The organism is Erythrobacter sp. YT30, from assembly GCF_001542875.1.
In the GTDB taxonomy this organism is placed as follows: domain Bacteria; phylum Pseudomonadota; class Alphaproteobacteria; order Sphingomonadales; family Sphingomonadaceae; genus Erythrobacter.
The window spans coordinates 1445173-1462739 of record NZ_LMAF01000002.1 but is presented as its reverse complement, the minus strand read 5'-3'; the positions used below and the strand labels follow the sequence as shown (position 1 = coordinate 1462739).

Below are 17567 nucleotides of genomic sequence, written 5' to 3'. Positions count from 1 at the left end.
TTTGCTATCCTTCGCTTCTTGGGGGGATAGGATTGTGGAACGCGCGCTCAAAATCATTGCTGGCATCCTGCCGCTGATCTTTGCTTTTGCCTTTCTGGTGCCCGTCATTGATCAGGGGATGGCGGCTATCGGAATTGCCGCACCATTCGGCCTTGCCTCTCTCACCTTTGCGCTGATTGTCGGCGGCACATGGGGATTGATCGCTACGATCACGGGGCGCTGGATATGAACGCCCATTCCGCCATCCTTCCCGATGATCTGTCGCAGCTTTCTGATGCCGAGCTCAGACGGCTCGAACTCAAGATCGCGCGCAAGCATTCGGGCATGTTCCCATGGGGAGCCGTGGTCTGGGCGTTCGCAAATATGGCGGTCTGGCTGAGCCTTTGGCCGCTTGTCTTTACCGGACTGATGCCGCTTTGGGTGGCTTTCCCCATTGCATGCGCCAACATGGCGCTCGTCTACCTGCCCACCCATGAGGCGCAGCACGATATCATTGCTAGGCCCGGCACAAAGCTGCGCTGGCTCAATGAATTGGTGGGCCATTCAACCAGCTGGATGATTGTCTATCCGTTTGAGGTTCTGCGTGTCACCCATCTCGATCATCACAGGCACACCAACGATCCTGAACTGGATGTCGATATCACCGTGAACGCACCCGGCCCGTGGCACGCCTTGTGGGGTATCATCGCCCAGCGCCAGCCTCGTGCGAAGCGCAATCGCGATTATGCCGCCGCGCTAACCCGCGCCGGGCGCACCGATCTGATCGTGCTTAGTCTTGCTTACAAGCTCGGGCACATTGCGATCCTTAGTGCACTCGCCTGGAATGGATATGCGCTGGAAGCGCTCTTCCTTTGGTGGCTGCCTTATCAGATTGCCATCACCTATATTATCTTCTTCCTGTCATGGGCGCCGCATCATCCGGGCGCTGAGCAGGGCCGCTATCGCAACACGCGCAGCTGGCGATCAAAGCTTGGCAATATCGGATCGATGGGGATGCAGTTTCACATCGTGCATCACCTGCATCCCTATATACCGCTTTACCGGACACCGATGGCGTACTGGGAAATGCGCCCTATTCTGGAAGCGCGCGGCTGCCGGATTGAAGAGCTTTAGCGATCAGTGATCGGGCGTTTCGGACGCCTCTTCGCTTTCTTCACCGCCAAAGATCGCGACTTCATTCACACCTTCGCTCGTCGCGCGGCCGCGATACATGCCCGCCGTGTTGAAGCTGAAGAGCGCATCACCGGTGTGCGTCACAAGGATGATACCGCCATCGCCGCCCAACTCTTTGACTTCGGCCATCACGGAGTCTGCGATATCCTGCGCTCGATTGACGGCATAAGCTTCGAGATCGATTTCCTCGTCAGCAGGAGCATAAACCGTCCAGCCTGACACCTCCATGCGGAGCCGCGCGCAAATCTCGTGCGCAACGCCCACGCGGATAAAGTACTCGCCCCAGCCCGTTGCAGACAGAGCGCAGCTGCGATTGTCGGCATAGGTGCCTGCGCCAATCACTGGGGCATCACCAATGCGGCCCCACCGCTTTCCTGTCATTCCGCCGGTTGAAGTCCCGGCGGCGAGATTGCCATCCTGATCCAACGCCACAGCGCCAACCGTGCCGAACTTCAGATCCACATCGAGCGCAGATAAAGCATCCGCTTTCATGCGTTCCAAAGACTGCCTGCGCGCTTCGGTGGCAAACCATTCTGGCGGGGCCGTCTCCAGGCCTTTTTCGTTTGCAAATTGCTCTGCGCCTGCACCGCTCAGGAAAACATGCGGGCTATCAGTGCGCACTTCATCGGCAAGCAGGATCGGGTTCTTGATCGATTTCACTCCGGCTACCGCGCCAGCGCTGCGATCGCGCCCGTCCATGATCGAGGCATCGAGCTCATTTTCGCCTTCCCAGGTAAACACCGCCCCGCGCCCGGCATTGAACAGCGGCTCATCCTCCATCAGCACAATCGCGGCCTTGATTGCATCCATCGAGGTGCCGCCTTCCGCCAGAATCGCTGCGCCTTCATCCAAGGCTTTCTGCAATGCCGCCTCGTACTGGGCGACCTGTTCGGGCGTCGTGTCCTCGCGCCGGATAGTGCCTGCCCCGCCATGGATCGCGATAGACCATTTGGGCTCCGACTCAGGCTCGGGCTGTTTATCTTGTGCTGTTGCGGGCGCAGCAAACATTGCGAACAATGCAGTCAAAGTGATCAAGGCAGCAGCTGCAATTCGAGTGTCGCGCAGAACGGTCATGGGTATCGGCCTTTTATCGGCGTGGTCGGTTAAGTGATCAAACGTAGGAGAAGACGTAATTCACCCCCGCACCCGCGGCAAGAGGAGATCAGGCCGCCGCCATCGCACATTCGCGAATGACGCGCTGCATCTCCAATGCTACCTGACGGCGCAAGCTATTGGAGAGCATAAAGATGAGCGCATTTGGCAAGACGAGCACGACGGACGAGGTGCTTGAAGGCAAGGATCTAACCGGCACGCGGGTGTTCGTAACGGGTGCGACATCTGGGCTTGGCAAGGAAACGGTGCGCGCCATGGCAGCGAAAGGCGCTGAAATCATACTAGCCGGGCGCAATCAGGATACGCTTGATACAGCGGTGCAGGAGATCACCTCTTCCCATCCCGATGCAAAGCTCGACACCATTGTCTGCGATCTCAGCTCACTTGAAAGCGTGCGTGCATGCGGGGCCGAAGCGCGCGAGCGGTTTGAGGCGATTGATATCCTCATCAACAATGCTGGCGTCATGGCGACGCCCAAGACGCACACAAAGGACGGTTTTGAAAACCAGTTCGGCACCAATCACCTTGGCCATTTTGTGCTGACCAGGGAATTGATGCCCCTGGTCGAAGCAGGCGATGACAAGCGCATCGTCAACCTGTCGAGCCGCGGCCATCATATTGCGCCTGTCCACCTCGACGATCCCAATTTCGAAAATCGCGATTACGAACCCTTCCTCAGCTATGGCCATTCGAAGACCGCCAACGTGCTCTTCACAGTGGGTTTGGAGCAGCGCTTCGCTGACAAGGGCATCCACGCCTATGCCGTGCATCCGGGCGGGATCAACACCAATCTCGGACGCCACATGGATGAGAAAATGCAGGAAGGCTTGATGGCGAACATCATGGCGAGCGATCCGAATTTCCAATGGAAGACCGAAGCCCAAGGCGCGGCCACTTCATGCTGGGCTGCGACCGCTGACGAGCTTGAAGGCAAAGGCGGTGTCTATTGCGAGGATTGCCATGTGGCAGAGGTCGATGATGAAAGCCGCAACAGCGGTGTGCGCAGCTATGCGATCGATCCCGACACGGCGAACAGACTGTGGGCGCTGAGCGAGGTGATGACCGGAACCCAATTCAGCAGCTGAACTACTCGGCCAGAAATTCGCTCAACAGCGCGAACGTATCCTTCGCCTCGCGGGTTGGGGTTACCGCCATGAACACGTGCGGGGCTTGGGCAAATTCGTACAGCATTGCATCAACGCCAAGCTGATTGAGCCGGGCGCTGAAAGTGCGCGAGTCCACGATAAAAAGATCATGCTGACCCGTCCAGATGCGCGTTGGTGGCAGCTTCGAAAGGTCCTCAGACGAGGCATAAAGCGGGCTGCATTCAGCGCTTGCCGGATCGCGGCCTCCTGCGAACAACTTGCCGCATTCACGCAGCGTGCCGATCTTGAGCATGAAGTCGTTCGGCTCGACCTCGGCAATTGCGGGGTCTTTCAGGGTCAAATCAAGCCACGGGGCAAACAGCGCCAGCTTTCCGGGCATGATGTCGCCCGTGCGTACCAGCCGCAAAGCGAGCGCCAATGCCATATGCCCACCAGCGCTATCGCCATTTAGGATGATCTTGGATGAGTCATGCTGCTCGGCCAGTTTGTCATAAATCTCATACGCCAGCGCATCCTGCGCTTCATGGGAGCTTTCGGGCACCACATCGTAAAGCGGCACGGTAATGCTGACCCCGCACTGATCGATCATCGCGGCGACAAGCGGCCAGTGCTCCTTGAACATCGGCAGCACGAACCCGCCGCCGTGGAAATACAGCATGTGCCATTCGCCATGGCCGGACTTTGGGTGCAACGTGACGACCTTTTGCCCTGCCGCTTCCCACCAGATCACATCATATTTCTTCGCCATTTTTGGAGGCATGGCTGCATCGCGGGGCAGCTTTCTGGTGGCCATGTAGGTTTGAAATTCGGATGCCGAATGCGGGAAAACAGGCTTGCGCCGCGACATGATCCATTTGATCGCCTTAAGCAGAAAGCTTGCCTTTTCTGTGCGCACTTGCGTCGTTGTCGCGGTTAGCATCTTGTTTTCTCCCTTGAGCGGAAGAGTGAAGCGAGTGGCCCCCAAGTCAAGTCTCGAATGCGAGAACGAGCCCTTCATTGAGCCACTCGCCGAGCATCCCGCCAGCTTTCATCGCTGCATTTTGGATGGCTTCCCCGTCAGGATTGTCGCCCGCCAAAAGACCAATGAGATCGCCATAGCTTGCGCCGTTCTGCATCGCCATAAATGCACGCGCATTGTCTGGCGCGATGATAAGAAAGGTGGGCGTTTCACCCTCGCGCCAAACAAGCACTCCGCGCTGGCCTTGCTCTGATGGAGCAGCCGGGTTGTCGCTTTCGGCATCAAGCGAGCGCCATATGCCTGCCAGATCGTGCTCCACAATCCGGGCGGTGCTGCGCGGTGTGAATGTCAGCTTGAGATTGGCCCAATCATCATCCGCAAAGTCTGCAGAGGCAGCGGCAAATTCGGCTGCGGGCAAAGGTTCATGATCAGCGGCAGAAGACGCCTCCAGCATCGCCCATTCGAGCCAGGCAAGTTCAGCGACCTCTGGATTATCACCAAACAGCTCAGCGCATGTCGCATCAAATCCCGCCCCCACAGCTTCAATCGTCCAATGCGAGGGAGGATGAGAAATCACGTGATGCATGCTCGCCTGCCGAAACGCATCATCGCCAACATAGCGCGCGGTGCGTTCAAAGCTGCTTGCAAGCGCATCCATCACCGCTGAGCGATAGTTCCCGCGATAGACCGCCATGCCCGCTGCCTGGCGATTGCCCCAGCCTGCGGGCAGGGGCGCGCCATCATCCAGAATCGCGCGCATAAACGCGGCCTGGGTTTCGGCTAAATCAGAGGCGGTGTCGCTCACGCTGGCTCCAGCAAGCTTTCGCGGGCAATCCCGCGAGCGCGGTCCAATTCGCTGAGAAGCTCGGAAAGCGGGGGGATGTTGTCGTCCCGCTCGATCATCGTTGCAACGGGCCCCGGGAGCATTGCGATGGCATCAGCATAAAGCGCCCAAACATCGTCGCAAACCTCGCGATCGTGCGTGTCGATGATGATATCACGCTCTGGCGTTGCTGGATCATGCCCCGCGAGATGGATCTGCCGCACGCGATCAAGCGGTAGGCCCTTAAGATAATCATGCGCGGAAAAGCCGTGATTTTGCGCAGAGACATAGATGTTGTTCACGTCAAGCAGCAGATAGCACCCTGTCCGGCGCGCCATTTCGCTCAAGAATTCCCACTCACTCATCTCATCTCCCGGAAAGGTGAGGTAGCTTGAGGGGTTTTCAAACAGCATCGCGCGGCCCAGCGCTTCCTGCGCAGCATCGATATTGTCGCAAACCACCTGCAATGCCTGCTCGCTAAGCGGCATGGGCAAAAGATCGTGGCTGTTATGCGCGCTCGTCCGCGTCCAGCATAGGTGATCAGACACCCATAGCGGCTCAATACGGTCTGCCAATGCGCGCAGCCGGGTAAGGTATTCGCGGTTCAATCCGTCAGCCGAACCAATCGACATTGAGACCCCGTGCAAAATCACCGGATAGAGCGCGCGCGCCTGTTCCAGAATGCGCAGCTGCCGACCGCCATCAATCATGTAATTTTCGCTGATGACTTCGAGAAAATCGACCGGCACCCGCTCTTCTTCGGGCGCGTCGAGAAAATCGGAATAGTGCGCAGATCGAAAGCCAAGGCCGAACCCGCCAAAGACATCGATCTCATTCGATTGTTGTTTCATAACGTGTTCCTATCAGCATTCTTGGCAAAATTCTTTGCAAAGTGAACTGCGATTTTGGCCATTGTCGCTCGGCAGCTATTCGCGCTTCGCAAAAGGCATTTCGGCATTTCACCTCAACGCGTTACAGTGCGCACAAGAAGGGAGGGGATGCAGCAGATCACGCTGCGCATTGTACGCGATCACGGCCACGCCTGATCGTGCAGCAAATCAAAAAAATGTGCTCGAATTGTAACCGCTCGCCATAGCCCAGCGAATGGCCAGTCAGCACCGGCTATCTCGCCGGGTACGCTGAAAAGAGTTTTGGAGACCAATGATGAACACGAAGACTATCGCTAATTTTGCTGGCCTTGCCCTTACCGCAGGTATCGCAGCAGGCCTCGCCACAACCCCTGTCGCAGCCCAAGGCGCGAAAGAGAAGTGTTACGGCGTAGCCAAGGCAGGCAAGAATGATTGCGCCGCTGGTCCGGGCACAAGCTGTGCTGGCACATCGACCAAAGACTATCAGGGCAATGCCTGGAAATATGTCGATAAAGGCAGCTGCATGAAGATCAAAACGCCCAAAGGCAACGGCTCTTTGAAGCCGATCAAACGGTAATCAAGAATGAGAGCATCGGCGGCGATGTTCAGGCACAAAAAAGCATCGCCGCCCCGCTCGACTAGGAGGTTTCAATGAACAGTATCGTTTCAATGTATCGCGGATTGGTCGGCTTTTTGTCGGGCACATTCATGGAAAGCGTCGGGCTCTTGCTAGCGCGCATCGCGCTCGCATTGGTTTTCTGGCGTTCCTACAAGACCAAGGTTGTCGAAGGCACCTTGCTTGAAATCGATGAGACGCAGTATTTCATCTTTGAAAACGAGTTTTCGGGTCTGCCAATCCCCACCGATCTTGCCGTTCCGATGGCCACATACGCAGAATTTGCGTTCCCCCTCTTGCTGTTCGTCGGCCTGTTCACCCGCTTTTCTGCGGTGTCGCTGATGATCATGACTTTGGTGATCCAGTTCTTTGTATTCCCCACCGGTGATCACTTCTGGGGCTGGGCAATCACTCCGATCGCTTTGGCACTGGTCCTGATCTCTCGCGGCGGTGGTCTGTTTGCGCTTGATCGCGTAACCGATCGACTGTTCCCTGCGAAGTCTGCATAAGATTGCACCAAGATGATCGCTGACGAACCCACTTTTTCCCGCCTCATGGTGGCAGCACAGGACGGCGATAAAGCTGCCGCCAACGTGTTGCTTACCGAGGTAGGGGTGTGGCTTGAGCGGTATTTTCGCCGCCGGGTCCCGCCGCATCAGATCGATGATCTGGTGCAGGAAGTGCTCATTGCGTTCTACACCAAGCGCGCGACATGGGATCCAGCAAGAGCTTTTCTCCCATGGCTTTCAGCCATTGCGCGCTATCGCTGGGTGGATCACCTGCGCAAAGTGTACAAGCACGATGCCAAGGAACTGATGGAAGACGACGCCGTAGATGACAGCGAAGAAGATGTTGTCCTGGCGCGCATCAGCCTTGATCGGCTGTTTGTTCAAATCCCGGAAAAGCAGGCTGAAGTGATCGAAATGGTGAAAATCGGCGGGCTCTCGATCCGCGAAGCCGCCGAAAAGACCGGGCAGAGCGAAAGCCTGGTAAAAGTTAATATCCATCGCGGCCTTAAAAAGCTGGCCACGCTGGTTGAGGAAGCTGAGTAAAATGGAAAAGTATTCGAACCGCGCAGACCTGATCGCTGCCTTGAGCGACGATTTGACCCCGGTAGCTCGGGTCAAGCCGCGCGATGGTATGCTGCTGATTGTGTTTGCGACCCTTGCAGCAGCGCTCGCATCGATTGCGATCTTTGAGTTTTGGCCGGGGATGCTGAACGGTGAGGCATCGGCGTTTTTCTGGATCACCAATGGGCTTCTTGCGGTTCTGGGAAGCGCGAGCATGGTCGGACTGGTCGGCGGCGCTCTGCCTCGTGTTGGAACGCGCGGGAATGCCCCTTTCTGGAGCGCTGCAATGCTGGCCGTGATGCCAATCGCTGCGCTTATCACCCTGCTGTCGGTCGAAGCTGGTCACGATCATGCGACCAGCTTTGCTGACCCTGCCGTGTCCTATTGGGAATGCGCAGCGTACGGCCTTTGCGCATCTGTCCTAGTGGGCCTTGCTGCGATTGTGTGGCTGCGCCGCGGAGCGCCCGTATCGATTGAACGTTCTGCTTGGCTGACTGGCCTATCTGCAGGTGCGTTCGGATCGCTTGCCTATGGCATTACCTGCCCGCTTGATGGGGTCGGCCATGTCGGCATCGTGCATGTTGCACCGGTTCTGATATCAGCACTGGTCGCACGTATCGTGGTCCCGCCTCTGATCCGTTGGTAATTTCGAACACTGAATCTGAGCAAGGGGCAGCGGCTTAACGCATGTCATTGCCCCTTCACTTTGACGCGACTATATGGACGCCATGTCTGTGAGACCCTGGCGCGATATCGAAAGGCGGCACTGCCGTCAGATCATGGTGGGCGATGTGCCCGTTGGCGGCGATGCACCCATCACCGTCCAAACCATGACCAACACCCCTACAGAAGACGCAGCGGCAACGATCGATCAGATCCGACGTTGCGAAGAGGTCGGCTGTGATATCATTCGCGTGTCATGCCCGACTGAAGAGGCAACCGCTGCCTTCCCGTTGATCACCCGCGCGGCCAATATCCCGGTCGTTGCCGACATCCACTTTCATTATAAACGCGCTCTTGAGGCTGCCGATGGCGGCGCGGCGTGTCTTCGCATCAATCCCGGCAATATCGGCTCTGCTGAACGCGTGGCCGAAGTGGTGCGCGCAGCGAAAGCCAATGGCTGCGCGATCCGGATCGGAGTGAATGCAGGCAGCCTTGAGAAAGACCTTCTCGAAAAATACGGTGAGCCTTGCCCCGAAGCGCTTATTGAGAGCGCATTGGATCATATCAAGCTTTTACAGGATCACGACTTTCACGAATTCAAGGTGGCAGTCAAAGCCTCCGATGTGTTCCTAGCCGTCGCTGCCTATCATGGGCTTGCCGACGCAGTGGATTGCCCACTCCACCTCGGCATTACCGAGGCTGGCGGATTGATCGGCGGGACTGTCAAATCCTCGATCGGTATGGGCTCGCTTCTTTGGGCAGGCATTGGCGACACAATCCGCGTTTCGCTTTCAGCTGAACCTGAGGAAGAGGTGAAAGTCGGATACGAGATGCTCAAGGCATTGGGCCTGCGCACACGCGGAGTTCGTGTTGTTTCCTGCCCCAGCTGCTCGCGTCAGGGTTTTGACGTGATCCGTACGGTTGAAACGCTGGAAAAGCGGCTTGAGCACATCAAGACGCCCATGTCGCTTTCGGTCCTTGGCTGTGTCGTCAATGGCCCGGGCGAAGCGCGCGAAACCGACATCGGCCTCACCGGCGGCGGTAATGGCAAGCACATGGTTTACCTCTCCGGCATGAAAGCACACGCAATCGATGATGAAGCCATGCTCGATCACATCGTAAAGCTGGTTGAAGAAAAAGCCGCCAAGATCGAAGCGGGTGACGAAGTGGCATTTGACCCACACGCCGCGGAAGCGGCCACGGAAGCAGCTGAGTGATCAAAGCCCTATTGAGCGGAGTGTTCGCGGCGTTCATTCTGGCAGGAGGCGTTGCGCTGACCGGCATGGCATCGCCTGCCCACGATTATCCCGAAGCAGAATCCTATGTGGTTTCGCCCAATGCGAGCGCCAATGTCGATGCCGCCCTCGCCCGTGCGGCGAAGGCCAACAAGCGCGTCCTATTGGTGATGGGCGCGAACTGGTGCCACGACAGCCGCGCTTTGGCAGGGTGGCTGGCAACTGATCGGTTCGAAGCCTTAATCGACGCAAAATACGAATTGGTCTTCGTCAATGTAGGCATGCCTCAAAGCGGCGATGGTCATAATCTCGAATTGGCAAAGCGCTTCGGGCTCCAAGATCTGCCCGGAACGCCGAGCGTGCTGGTGCTGAGTGCTGACGGCATGCTCCTGAACGCTGACACCGCGAGCACCTGGCGGAACGCTGCAAGCCGCGAGGAAGACGCGATTTACGATGAGCTCGCCATGCTCGCGGACAAGGCGGCATAAGCTCTGCTCCACGTCGTCCACCACGCTGATTACATGGCGCCGCAGCCAACGCGGGGCACTTTTCGGTTCGATAAATACTACCTCGTGATGGAGCAATTGCGCTCATCCGGCGCTCTCATCACCGAACACGCACCAGAAGCGATGCCGCGCGAATGGCTCGAAGCGGTGCACGATCCCACCTACGTCGATGAAGTGTTCCGGGCTCAGGTGCCGCGCGAAAAGGAGCGCCGCATCGGCTTTCCGGTGACAGAGCGCATCAGAGACCGGGTTCGCCACACCAATGGGGGCACCTGGCTCGCTGCCCAGCTCGCCCTGCGGCATGGCTATGCAGCAAATTCTGCTGCAGGCAGCCATCACGCGCTAGCTGACACCGGTGCGGGATACTGCGTGTTCAATGATCTGGCCGTCGCATCCAATCGCCTCATTGCTGAAGGCGATGCGCGCCGCATCCTGATTATTGATTGCGATGTGCACCAGGGCGACGGCACTGCCAGCCTCACGGCGGGACGCGAGGATATCTTCACGCTTTCAATGCATGCAGAAAAGAACTTCCCGGTGCGTAAAGCCAGATCAAATCTCGATATCGCGCTGCCAGATGGCCTAGATGATGATGGCTATATCGAGGCGTTAGATCGCAACATTCCCCGCATTCTTACTGAATTCGCACCGGACCTTGTGCTCTATCAAGCTGGCGTCGATCCTCATAATGACGACAAGCTAGGCCGGCTTGCGCTGAGCGATGAGGGACTGGAACGGCGCGATACTTACGTTTTGGAAGCCGCGCGCTCGCGCGGGCTGCCGATCGCATCGGCTCTGGGCGGCGGATATGGCGATCAACACGAAGTCGCCGCGCGCCACGCCCGATCCATGCTCACCATGGCAGCGCGCAATGCCGATTTCGCGCCGCCAGTGCCCAAAAAAAATCAGGTTAGCCATCCCTTTAGGGAGCTTTAAGTATCGTGCGCTAAGCTCGAGGGACACGATGCTACAACGAACCATCATCTTTGCGGCAGTCATTTGCGGTTTTGCCGTGCTTATCGTCCCTTTCGGAGACGACGAAAGCGCGGGTTCTGAGCCCGCTACTGAAACAGCCAACGCTTCGCCCTTCTCCGCGTCAAGCAACAAGACTTTTGCCACGAATTCCGGCTCAGGCGGCTTCGGCGGAGAGCACATCCTTTCGCGAGAGCGAGACGGACACTTCTACGCCAACGCCACGATCGATGGATCAAACATGCGTATGCTGGTGGATACCGGGGCAAGCGTGATCGCCTTGACCGGTAGGGACGCGCGGGCAGCGGGTGTCCATTGGGACGAAAGCGAAGTGCGCCATATCGGATCAGGCGCAAGCGGCGCGGTGTACGGAGTTCCGGTCACGCTCAGCCAGGTTGAGATTGGCGGCATGGAGCGGCAAAATGTCGACGCGGTCGTGATCCCGCAAGGCCTTGATATTTCGCTGCTTGGCCAATCCTATCTTTCGCAAATCGGCAAGGTCGAGATTGAGAACGATAGAATGGTCATGCGCGCACGGTAACGGATCGGCGCATTGCGCTCCATCAAAAGTAGATATCGACGTAATCGGTCAGCCCATCGCACCAGTTAAAATCGCGCAGCCGCCAATATTTGCGGTTCTGGGTGATGGCAAAGCGCCATCCTCTTTTGCTGACATTGCAGCGCCGCTCTTCATCTGGTGTGCCGGTAATCTTGATGGTGCCATCGTAGAGGAAATAGTCAGGGCCGATCTCGGTGATAAAACCCTCAATATCGAGGTTGCCGCCGTCCGTGCCTTCTTGACCACCTAAAAGCATCCAGTAGCCATTTTCGTCCACCGCGACCCAGGTCGGACCACGTTCCTCCCAGCTGATCCATTGCAGGGTTACTCCCGTGTTCCCGAACAGTCTTTCCGCCATGGTCGGATCGAGAATTTTGGTCGGCTCGGCAGGAATTTCCGCTGCTTCGACGGTCACAGTTTCAGGAGTGTCGGTCCGGCTGCTGCGAACAACGGTGAGCTCGCGCAATTCCGGATAGGGAGACGGAGTGACCTCGCTTGGTGCAGGCGGTTGAGGGGAGGGCTTGGGCGACGGTGCACTCGCTGGCGCAGCATCAAGCTGCGAAGGTGCAACCGCTGCCGCAGTCTCACCTCCATCGGCTTGGACCGAAGCAGCACAGGCGGGAAGAACCGTCATCATCGCCGCCGCGCCCAAACCGAACAGCATCCGCGTATCCATTTCACTTCCCCCAAAGCGCTATTTGCATTAGCGCGGCCTAACACGTCGCAAGGAAGGATAGACGCGATATGGCCGATCTGGAAACCGATTATCTGGTGATAGGCGCTGGCGCTGTAGGCCTGGCCTTTGCTGATACACTCCTTGAAGAAGATCCTGATTGCCACATCACAATCGTCGATAAGCACGCGCGGCCCGGCGGGCACTGGAATGATGCCTATCCCTTTGTCGCTCTGCACCAACCGAGCGCAACATACGGCGTTGCTTCCATGGAAATGTGCCCGGACCGTGTCGATACGCATGGGCACAATAAAGGCATGTATCCCCTTGCGAAACATGCAGAAATTCTTGCCTATTATCACAAGCTGATGATGGACCACATGATCCCGAGCGGTCGCGTATCCTATTACCCGCTCACCTCATACGAGAGCGGCAATGAAGGCGAACACCGCGTCAAAGGGATCCTGTCGGGCGAAGAGCAGACCATCAAAGTCCGGCGCAAGCTGGTGGATGGCACATTCTTTCAGACATCTGTGCCCACAACGCACACGCCCGGCTTTGAGATTGCGCCAGGAACGCGGTTCGCAACGCCTGCAGACCTTCCAGCTTTATGGCAGCACGCCGAGAATTTGCCCGATCACTACATTATCATCGGCGCCGGCAAGACGGCGATGGACACGGGCGTATGGTTGCTTGAAGCGGGCGTTGCCCCGGACAAGATCGGCTGGGTGCGACCGCGCGACAGTTGGATGTTCAACCGCAAGCTGTTGCAACCGGCCCATGCAGGCCTTGAGGGGTTGATCGATTTTCAGGTCGCACTGGTCGAGTGCGCGAATGGATCGGAAAACGGCGATGAAATGCTGGCCAAACTCGGCGAACGCGGCGTGATGCTGCGGCTCGATGAGGACGTCACGCCCAAGATGTTCCATTTCGCAGTTATTTCAGAAGGCGAAGTCGAGATGCTGCGCGGCATCAAGCAGGTCTTCAGGCAGGGCCGCGTCACCAGCATTGAGCCCGGCAAGATGCACTTTGGCGAGGAAACGGTCAGCCTTCCGGAAAACACGCTTTTCATCGATTGCACCGCAAGCGCTGTCCCATTTGAAGCGCGCGCAAATACACGTCCATTCTTCGATGGAGATACGATTACGCTGCAACTCGCGCAGACACCGTTTGTGCCCTACAGCGCAGCCTTGGCGGCATTTGTTGAGGCGAATTTTGACACTGATGAGGAAAAGAACAACCTTCTTCCCCCCGCTCCGCTGACCGACAGCACCGATACTTATCCTTATGCGGTTATGGCCAATTTGATGAGCACGGGTATTCTGTCGAACAATGAAAAGACCAATGAATTCAACGCGCGATGCCGCTTGCACCCAACAGGGCCTGCAATCGCGAAAATGATGGAAGAGAACGACCCGCGGCTCGCCCAGTTTGCCAGTGTGGGTAAGAAAATCCGCGACAACATGCCGGGCGTCATCGCGCTCGGCATGAAGGCCAAGGCAATCCACGAAGGGGCTGCATGAGGAAATTAGACGTGCCGCAAGCGGGTCAGAAAATGTCCCAAAATGGGAAAATGCTCTGTGGAGGGCTGCCTATTTTGACGTTCACGGGAACCTCATACTCTTGCTATATATTGTGACACCATGAAAAGACGCGATCTTCTCAAAGGCACTTTGGCCGCCGGTGCAGCGCTTACGTTGCCCGCCAAGCTTGCTGCGCAACCGGCAAAGGGCTCCCTGCGCGATCGCAAGCTTTTTGAAATTGCTGCGCGTGAGCTCAGCCGAGTGGGCGAACACATCTGGAAGCGCGATATCGTCGGCATTGCCGATTATGGCCTCCACTCCTCGCTTCCGCGCTTTCACTTTGTGAACCTGAATTTTCAATTCGTGGAATCGTATCATGTCGCGCATGGCCGCGGCTCTGATCCAGAGCATGATGGCTGGCTCAACAATTACTCCAATGTCGAAGGCTCCAATGCGACAAGCAAGGGCGCCTATGTCACATGGGAATGGTATCAGGGCCGGTATGGCACATCGGTGCGCTTGGGCGGGCTCGATCCAACCAACGACGCTGCCTTGCGCCGCTATATCGTGATGCACCAAGCCGCTTATGCCGAACCTTCGCATGTCGAACGCTGGGGCAGGCTGGGCCGCTCCAATGGCTGCTTTGCGCTGGGTGCTGAGGATTTTCGCAAGGCGCTCCTGCAGCTATCGGGCGGACGCCTGATCTACGCCGACAGCCTTGGTCTGATGGAGGACGGCAGCCTTGCCCAAGGCCCGCAGTTCAAAACACTCCAACCCGAAAGGCCGAGCGCGATGCAGCGGCATAATCCGGGCGCGTTTTAACCCTCTGCCAGAGGGTTATTCTCGATCACGATAATCTCGTCATCAATCTCATAGCTGCGATCACGTTCGCGCGGTTTTTCGAGGCTCGCCAGAACGGGAGCGTCGCGGTCATAAATGTCCTTGAACGTCGTCATCTCGCCGTTCACATCGGTCGCCATGGTGAAATACGTGATGTAAGCGGGCAGTTTCCGCTCATTCATCACCTTGGTGTATTCGCCCGAAGTTGAGATTTCGACGGCTTCTTCCTTGGTCGCGCCTTTGCCGAGGATCGCAACCATCATGGCAACTTCCAACGCGCTTTCGGTGCGAATGCAGCCATGGCTGAGCGCACGATCGGCCTTGTCGAACAGGTGGCGCGAGGGTGTGTCGTGGAAGAAAATTGCGTGCGGGTTGGGCATTTCGAGCTTCATCCGGCCAAGCGAATTGGTCGGCCCGGGCTGCTGCACCACAGTGATCCAGCCATTTGCGCCCTTAGTCGCCTTGTATCCCTTGGCCTTTGCCCAGCCAGGATTGTTAAGCACGCGCTGGCCCAGTCCTTCACCTTTGACGATGGATTGCGGAACGGTCCATGTGGGGTTGAAGACAACGCCTGAAACATCCTCTGCTAGCTGCGGTGTCGCGGTGCGGCCAGGCTTGCCCACGATCGTGCGATAACTCTTGATGATCCTGTCACCAACGGTGAGTCGCAGCTGATATTCGGGCACATTGCTGATCAGGTAGATCTTGCCAAGATCGCGCCCCAGCCAGCGCCAGCGATCCATGTTCGCGCGGATCAGCTTACGCTTCGCAGTCTCGGTTTCGGGGGTCGCAGCCAGTTCGGCTTTCAGCATGGCGTAATCGGGATGGGAGGGGTTGAGCTCCATCAGGGTTCCCGCAACATCGCCCGTTTCAAGCGCTTTCGTCAGCAGATCTCCAGTGCGATAGGTCTCGCGATCCGGATCAACCACAAACCATTGCTTGCGAGCATCTTGCGGTGTGCGGCCATCGCGCAGATCTTCGACCAACCAGCCGAAATTTCTGGACGCTATCTGGTTAAGTTCAGCCGACGGACCCGACGCAATCGCGGTTTGCAGGGCTTGCAGATCATAGTCAGCCGGATCGAGCCCTTCTGAAGCGATCCCTTCGATCACGGCGATCAGGCTTTGTGCGTTCTCGACGCTCCATTCCTGCACCAAAGGCGCGGGTTCTTCGAGGCCGCCCTGGATGATCGGCTCCGAAATCATGGCAGGCGCAGTGACCTCCTGGGTGATTTCCTCGCTCGCTTGCGCATCTGCTTCGGCTTCTTGAGCGATGGCAACACCTGAAAAAGTCGATACGCCAGTCAGCAATGCCGCGCCAGCAAGGCCGCTCTTCGTCAGTCCATTGAGGCCATGGAGCTTACCCAAGCCCACACCAGTGCCAGTGCCCGTCCAAATTCGCATAGTGCCTTACCTAATTATCCCAACCCTCAACCGAACCTGCAGCCAAGGACGCAATTCCGATCCAGTGAGGCGAGATATATCCTTTCTGCGCCGCGACTATCAACCAGATTGCCTTACAATCGCCTGAATCCTGCACATTTATTCCGTTTATCGCGCATATAAGTCGGATTGTCAGAAGATGCGCGCGTGACCTTGCTGTCGCTGACGGTTAGGGGGAACGCCAATGCAAGCGCCTTCCGCCAGCCATTCTCCCATCGCAGCTCTGTTTGCAGCCTTTGCTGGCGTCGGATTTCTGTCGCTGATGGATGCATTCATGAAGGATGCGGCGCTGGAAGCAGGCGCCTATACGGCGACCGTTCTAAGATCGCTGGCCGCGACCGCTATAATCGCACCCATATGGCTCGTCCGCCGACCCAAATGGCCCAGTCGGCCGGTTATGAAGCTGCATCTTGAACGCGGCATCATTTCCGCCTTCATGGCTCTGAGCTTTTTCTTCGCGCTCACCAAGCTGCCTCTCGCAGAAGCTATTGCATTAAGCTTCGTCGCGCCGCTGCTTGCGCTCTATCTCGCACGTATTCTGCTGGGCGAGGAGATCAAGCGCGCCGCGGTATTTGCCAGCCTTTTAGGGTTTGCCGGAACGCTCGTGATCATCGGCGGGCGCATGGGCGATGGTTCTTTTGATGAAGATGCTGCGCTTGGCATGACATCCCTGCTTTTCTCCGCCCTGCTCTATGCCTACAATTTCGTGGTGATCCGCCGCCAGTCGCAGGTTGCAGGCCCATTGGAAATTGCGACCTTTCACAGCGGCATTGGCGGTCTTGTCCTGTTGCTCTTCGCGCCTTTTCTATGGATCAGTCCGCCCACTGCCATTGCGAGCGATATCGCGGCCGCAGGATTGCTTACCGTTTTGGGCGCGATGGCGATCGCATGGGCCTATGCCCGCGCAGAAGCGCAGGCCTTGGTTCCGATTGAATATTCAGGATTTGCCTGGGCAAGCATTTTCGGCTGGCTTTTCTTTGGGGAGAGCGTGACGCTCACCACCCTTGCGGGAACGGCGCTTATTGTTTCGGGTTGCTGGATTGTGGCGCGTGCGTCATCGGCGAAGCAGCCACAAACAGAACCGGCATAGACCAAAACCGCAGCTCAAAATAAAACCGGGGCGGCTGCATAAAGCGGCCACCCCGGCGTCGCGTTTCCTTGGTCAGGGTTGGAAACGCGATTCTTTCCTCAACTAATGCGTACCCGAGAGAGTGCCCTCGTGACTGTCAGTCTGCAGACTGCGGCTCGGAAGTGGCCGCTATCGACGCATTTCCCGACGTCACGAGGGCGATTGTGAAACAGAAGCCGACCAGCATGACCGCGGCCATCAAACCTGCCCAAAGGCTGTTTTTCTGAGCCGGCGCGTCCTCGTCTGTACCCATGCTGTGCGACTCCTCCCCGCGCTTCACAACACGCAAAGGTTTGC

Annotated in this window: 21 protein-coding genes; 14 read left to right on the top strand and 7 right to left on the bottom strand. The window is 57.4% G+C overall.

The features are described from left to right. Positions 1-34 precede the first annotated feature (34 nt). Together AUC45_RS11720 and AUC45_RS11715 are read left to right on the top strand one after the other, a co-directional pair. The gene (locus AUC45_RS11720) at positions 35-229 is read left to right on the top strand and encodes a hypothetical protein (protein WP_067602691.1); all 195 of its coding nucleotides are present in this window, start codon (positions 35-37) and stop codon (positions 227-229) included. After that, complete coding sequence (locus tag AUC45_RS11715) at positions 226-1113, top strand: fatty acid desaturase (RefSeq protein ID WP_067602688.1); 888 nt, start codon at positions 226-228, stop codon at positions 1111-1113. The genes AUC45_RS11720 and AUC45_RS11715 overlap by 4 nt, the downstream gene beginning before the upstream one ends. A 3-nt stretch (positions 1114-1116) precedes the next feature. Here the strand turns inward: AUC45_RS11715 and AUC45_RS11710 are convergent, their stop codons facing one another. Continuing rightward, positions 1117-2247 (bottom strand): isoaspartyl peptidase/L-asparaginase, encoded by a 1131-nt coding sequence (locus AUC45_RS11710; protein WP_082701103.1) that lies wholly within the window; start codon positions 2245-2247, stop codon positions 1117-1119. Positions 2248-2420: 173 nt separating this feature from the next. On the opposite strand from AUC45_RS11710, the gene AUC45_RS11705 reads away from it, so the two are divergent. Beyond that, the gene (locus tag AUC45_RS11705) at positions 2421-3371 is read left to right on the top strand and encodes an SDR family NAD(P)-dependent oxidoreductase (protein WP_067602685.1); all 951 of its coding nucleotides are present in this window, start codon (positions 2421-2423) and stop codon (positions 3369-3371) included. 1 nt (position 3372) lies between these two features. Here the strand turns inward: AUC45_RS11705 and AUC45_RS11700 are convergent, their stop codons facing one another. Genes AUC45_RS11700 through AUC45_RS11690 form a run of 3 tightly spaced genes read right to left on the bottom strand, consistent with a single transcriptional unit; the run spans position 3373 to position 6024 of the window. Beyond that, positions 3373-4311, bottom strand: a complete 939-nt coding sequence (locus AUC45_RS11700; RefSeq protein WP_067603862.1) for an alpha/beta hydrolase fold domain-containing protein — start codon at positions 4309-4311, stop codon at positions 3373-3375. A gap of 46 nt (positions 4312-4357) precedes the next feature. Then, positions 4358-5155, bottom strand: coding sequence for a DNA-binding domain-containing protein (locus tag AUC45_RS11695; protein WP_067602682.1), 798 nt, complete (start codon positions 5153-5155; stop codon positions 4358-4360). After that, positions 5152-6024, bottom strand: a complete 873-nt coding sequence (locus AUC45_RS11690) for a DUF692 domain-containing protein (protein WP_067602679.1) — start codon at positions 6022-6024, stop codon at positions 5152-5154. Before AUC45_RS11690 ends, AUC45_RS11695 begins: the two co-directional genes overlap by 4 nt. Positions 6025-6337: 313 nt before the next feature. On the opposite strand from AUC45_RS11690, the gene AUC45_RS11685 reads away from it, so the two are divergent. From AUC45_RS11685 to AUC45_RS11650, 8 genes are all read left to right on the top strand, one after another. Continuing rightward, positions 6338-6619, top strand: coding sequence for a DUF2282 domain-containing protein (locus AUC45_RS11685; RefSeq protein WP_067603860.1), 282 nt, complete (start codon positions 6338-6340; stop codon positions 6617-6619). Positions 6620-6693: 74 nt separating this feature from the next. Further along, on the top strand, positions 6694-7167 hold the full coding sequence (locus tag AUC45_RS11680) for a DoxX family protein (RefSeq protein ID WP_067602676.1): 474 nt from the start codon (positions 6694-6696) through the stop codon (positions 7165-7167). A gap of 12 nt (positions 7168-7179) precedes the next feature. Further along, positions 7180-7710: a sigma-70 family RNA polymerase sigma factor gene (locus AUC45_RS11675; protein ID WP_067602673.1), complete on the top strand. Its 531-nt coding sequence runs from the start codon at positions 7180-7182 to the stop codon at positions 7708-7710. Between the two features lies 1 nt (position 7711). Continuing rightward, complete coding sequence (locus AUC45_RS11670) at positions 7712-8374, top strand: DUF1109 domain-containing protein (RefSeq protein ID WP_067602670.1); 663 nt, start codon at positions 7712-7714, stop codon at positions 8372-8374. Between the two features lie 82 nt (positions 8375-8456). Further along, positions 8457-9608: a flavodoxin-dependent (E)-4-hydroxy-3-methylbut-2-enyl-diphosphate synthase gene (gene ispG, locus AUC45_RS11665; RefSeq protein ID WP_067603858.1), complete on the top strand. Its 1152-nt coding sequence runs from the start codon at positions 8457-8459 to the stop codon at positions 9606-9608. Next, positions 9605-10114 carry a thioredoxin family protein gene (locus AUC45_RS11660; RefSeq protein WP_067602667.1) on the top strand — a complete coding sequence of 170 codons (510 nt, stop codon included), beginning with the start codon at positions 9605-9607 and terminating at the stop codon, positions 10112-10114. The genes ispG and AUC45_RS11660 overlap by 4 nt, the downstream gene beginning before the upstream one ends. A gap of 33 nt (positions 10115-10147) precedes the next feature. Then, positions 10148-11068: a histone deacetylase gene (locus AUC45_RS11655; RefSeq protein ID WP_197409560.1), complete on the top strand. Its 921-nt coding sequence runs from the start codon at positions 10148-10150 to the stop codon at positions 11066-11068. 28 nt (positions 11069-11096) lie between these two features. Beyond that, positions 11097-11645 carry a TIGR02281 family clan AA aspartic protease gene (locus AUC45_RS11650; RefSeq protein WP_067602662.1) on the top strand — a complete coding sequence of 183 codons (549 nt, stop codon included), beginning with the start codon at positions 11097-11099 and terminating at the stop codon, positions 11643-11645. A 22-nt stretch (positions 11646-11667) separates the two neighbouring features. Here AUC45_RS11650 and AUC45_RS11645 read toward each other — a convergent pair whose 3' ends face one another. Beyond that, positions 11668-12339, bottom strand: coding sequence for a hypothetical protein (locus AUC45_RS11645; protein WP_197409559.1), 672 nt, complete (start codon positions 12337-12339; stop codon positions 11668-11670). A gap of 68 nt (positions 12340-12407) precedes the next feature. Between AUC45_RS11645 and AUC45_RS11640 the strand changes: the two genes are divergently transcribed. Continuing rightward, entirely contained in the window at positions 12408-13859 is a 1452-nt protein-coding gene (locus AUC45_RS11640) for an NAD(P)-binding protein (RefSeq protein WP_067602659.1), read from the top strand. Positions 13860-13979: 120 nt separating this feature from the next. Then, positions 13980-14681 (top strand): murein L,D-transpeptidase catalytic domain-containing protein, encoded by a 702-nt coding sequence (locus AUC45_RS11635; RefSeq protein WP_067602655.1) that lies wholly within the window; start codon positions 13980-13982, stop codon positions 14679-14681. Here the strand turns inward: AUC45_RS11635 and AUC45_RS11630 are convergent. Beyond that, positions 14678-16102: a L,D-transpeptidase family protein gene (locus AUC45_RS11630; RefSeq protein ID WP_082701101.1), complete on the bottom strand. Its 1425-nt coding sequence runs from the start codon at positions 16100-16102 to the stop codon at positions 14678-14680. The two genes, AUC45_RS11635 and AUC45_RS11630, sit on opposite strands and share 4 nt — an antisense overlap. A 223-nt stretch (positions 16103-16325) precedes the next feature. Between AUC45_RS11630 and AUC45_RS11625 the strand changes: the two genes are divergently transcribed. Next, entirely contained in the window at positions 16326-17231 is a 906-nt protein-coding gene (locus AUC45_RS11625) for a DMT family transporter (protein WP_067602652.1), read from the top strand. Between the two features lie 136 nt (positions 17232-17367). Here AUC45_RS11625 and AUC45_RS11620 read toward each other — a convergent pair whose 3' ends face one another. After that, positions 17368-17523 carry a hypothetical protein gene (locus AUC45_RS11620; protein WP_156423836.1) on the bottom strand — a complete coding sequence of 52 codons (156 nt, stop codon included), beginning with the start codon at positions 17521-17523 and terminating at the stop codon, positions 17368-17370. Positions 17524-17567 lie beyond the last annotated feature (44 nt).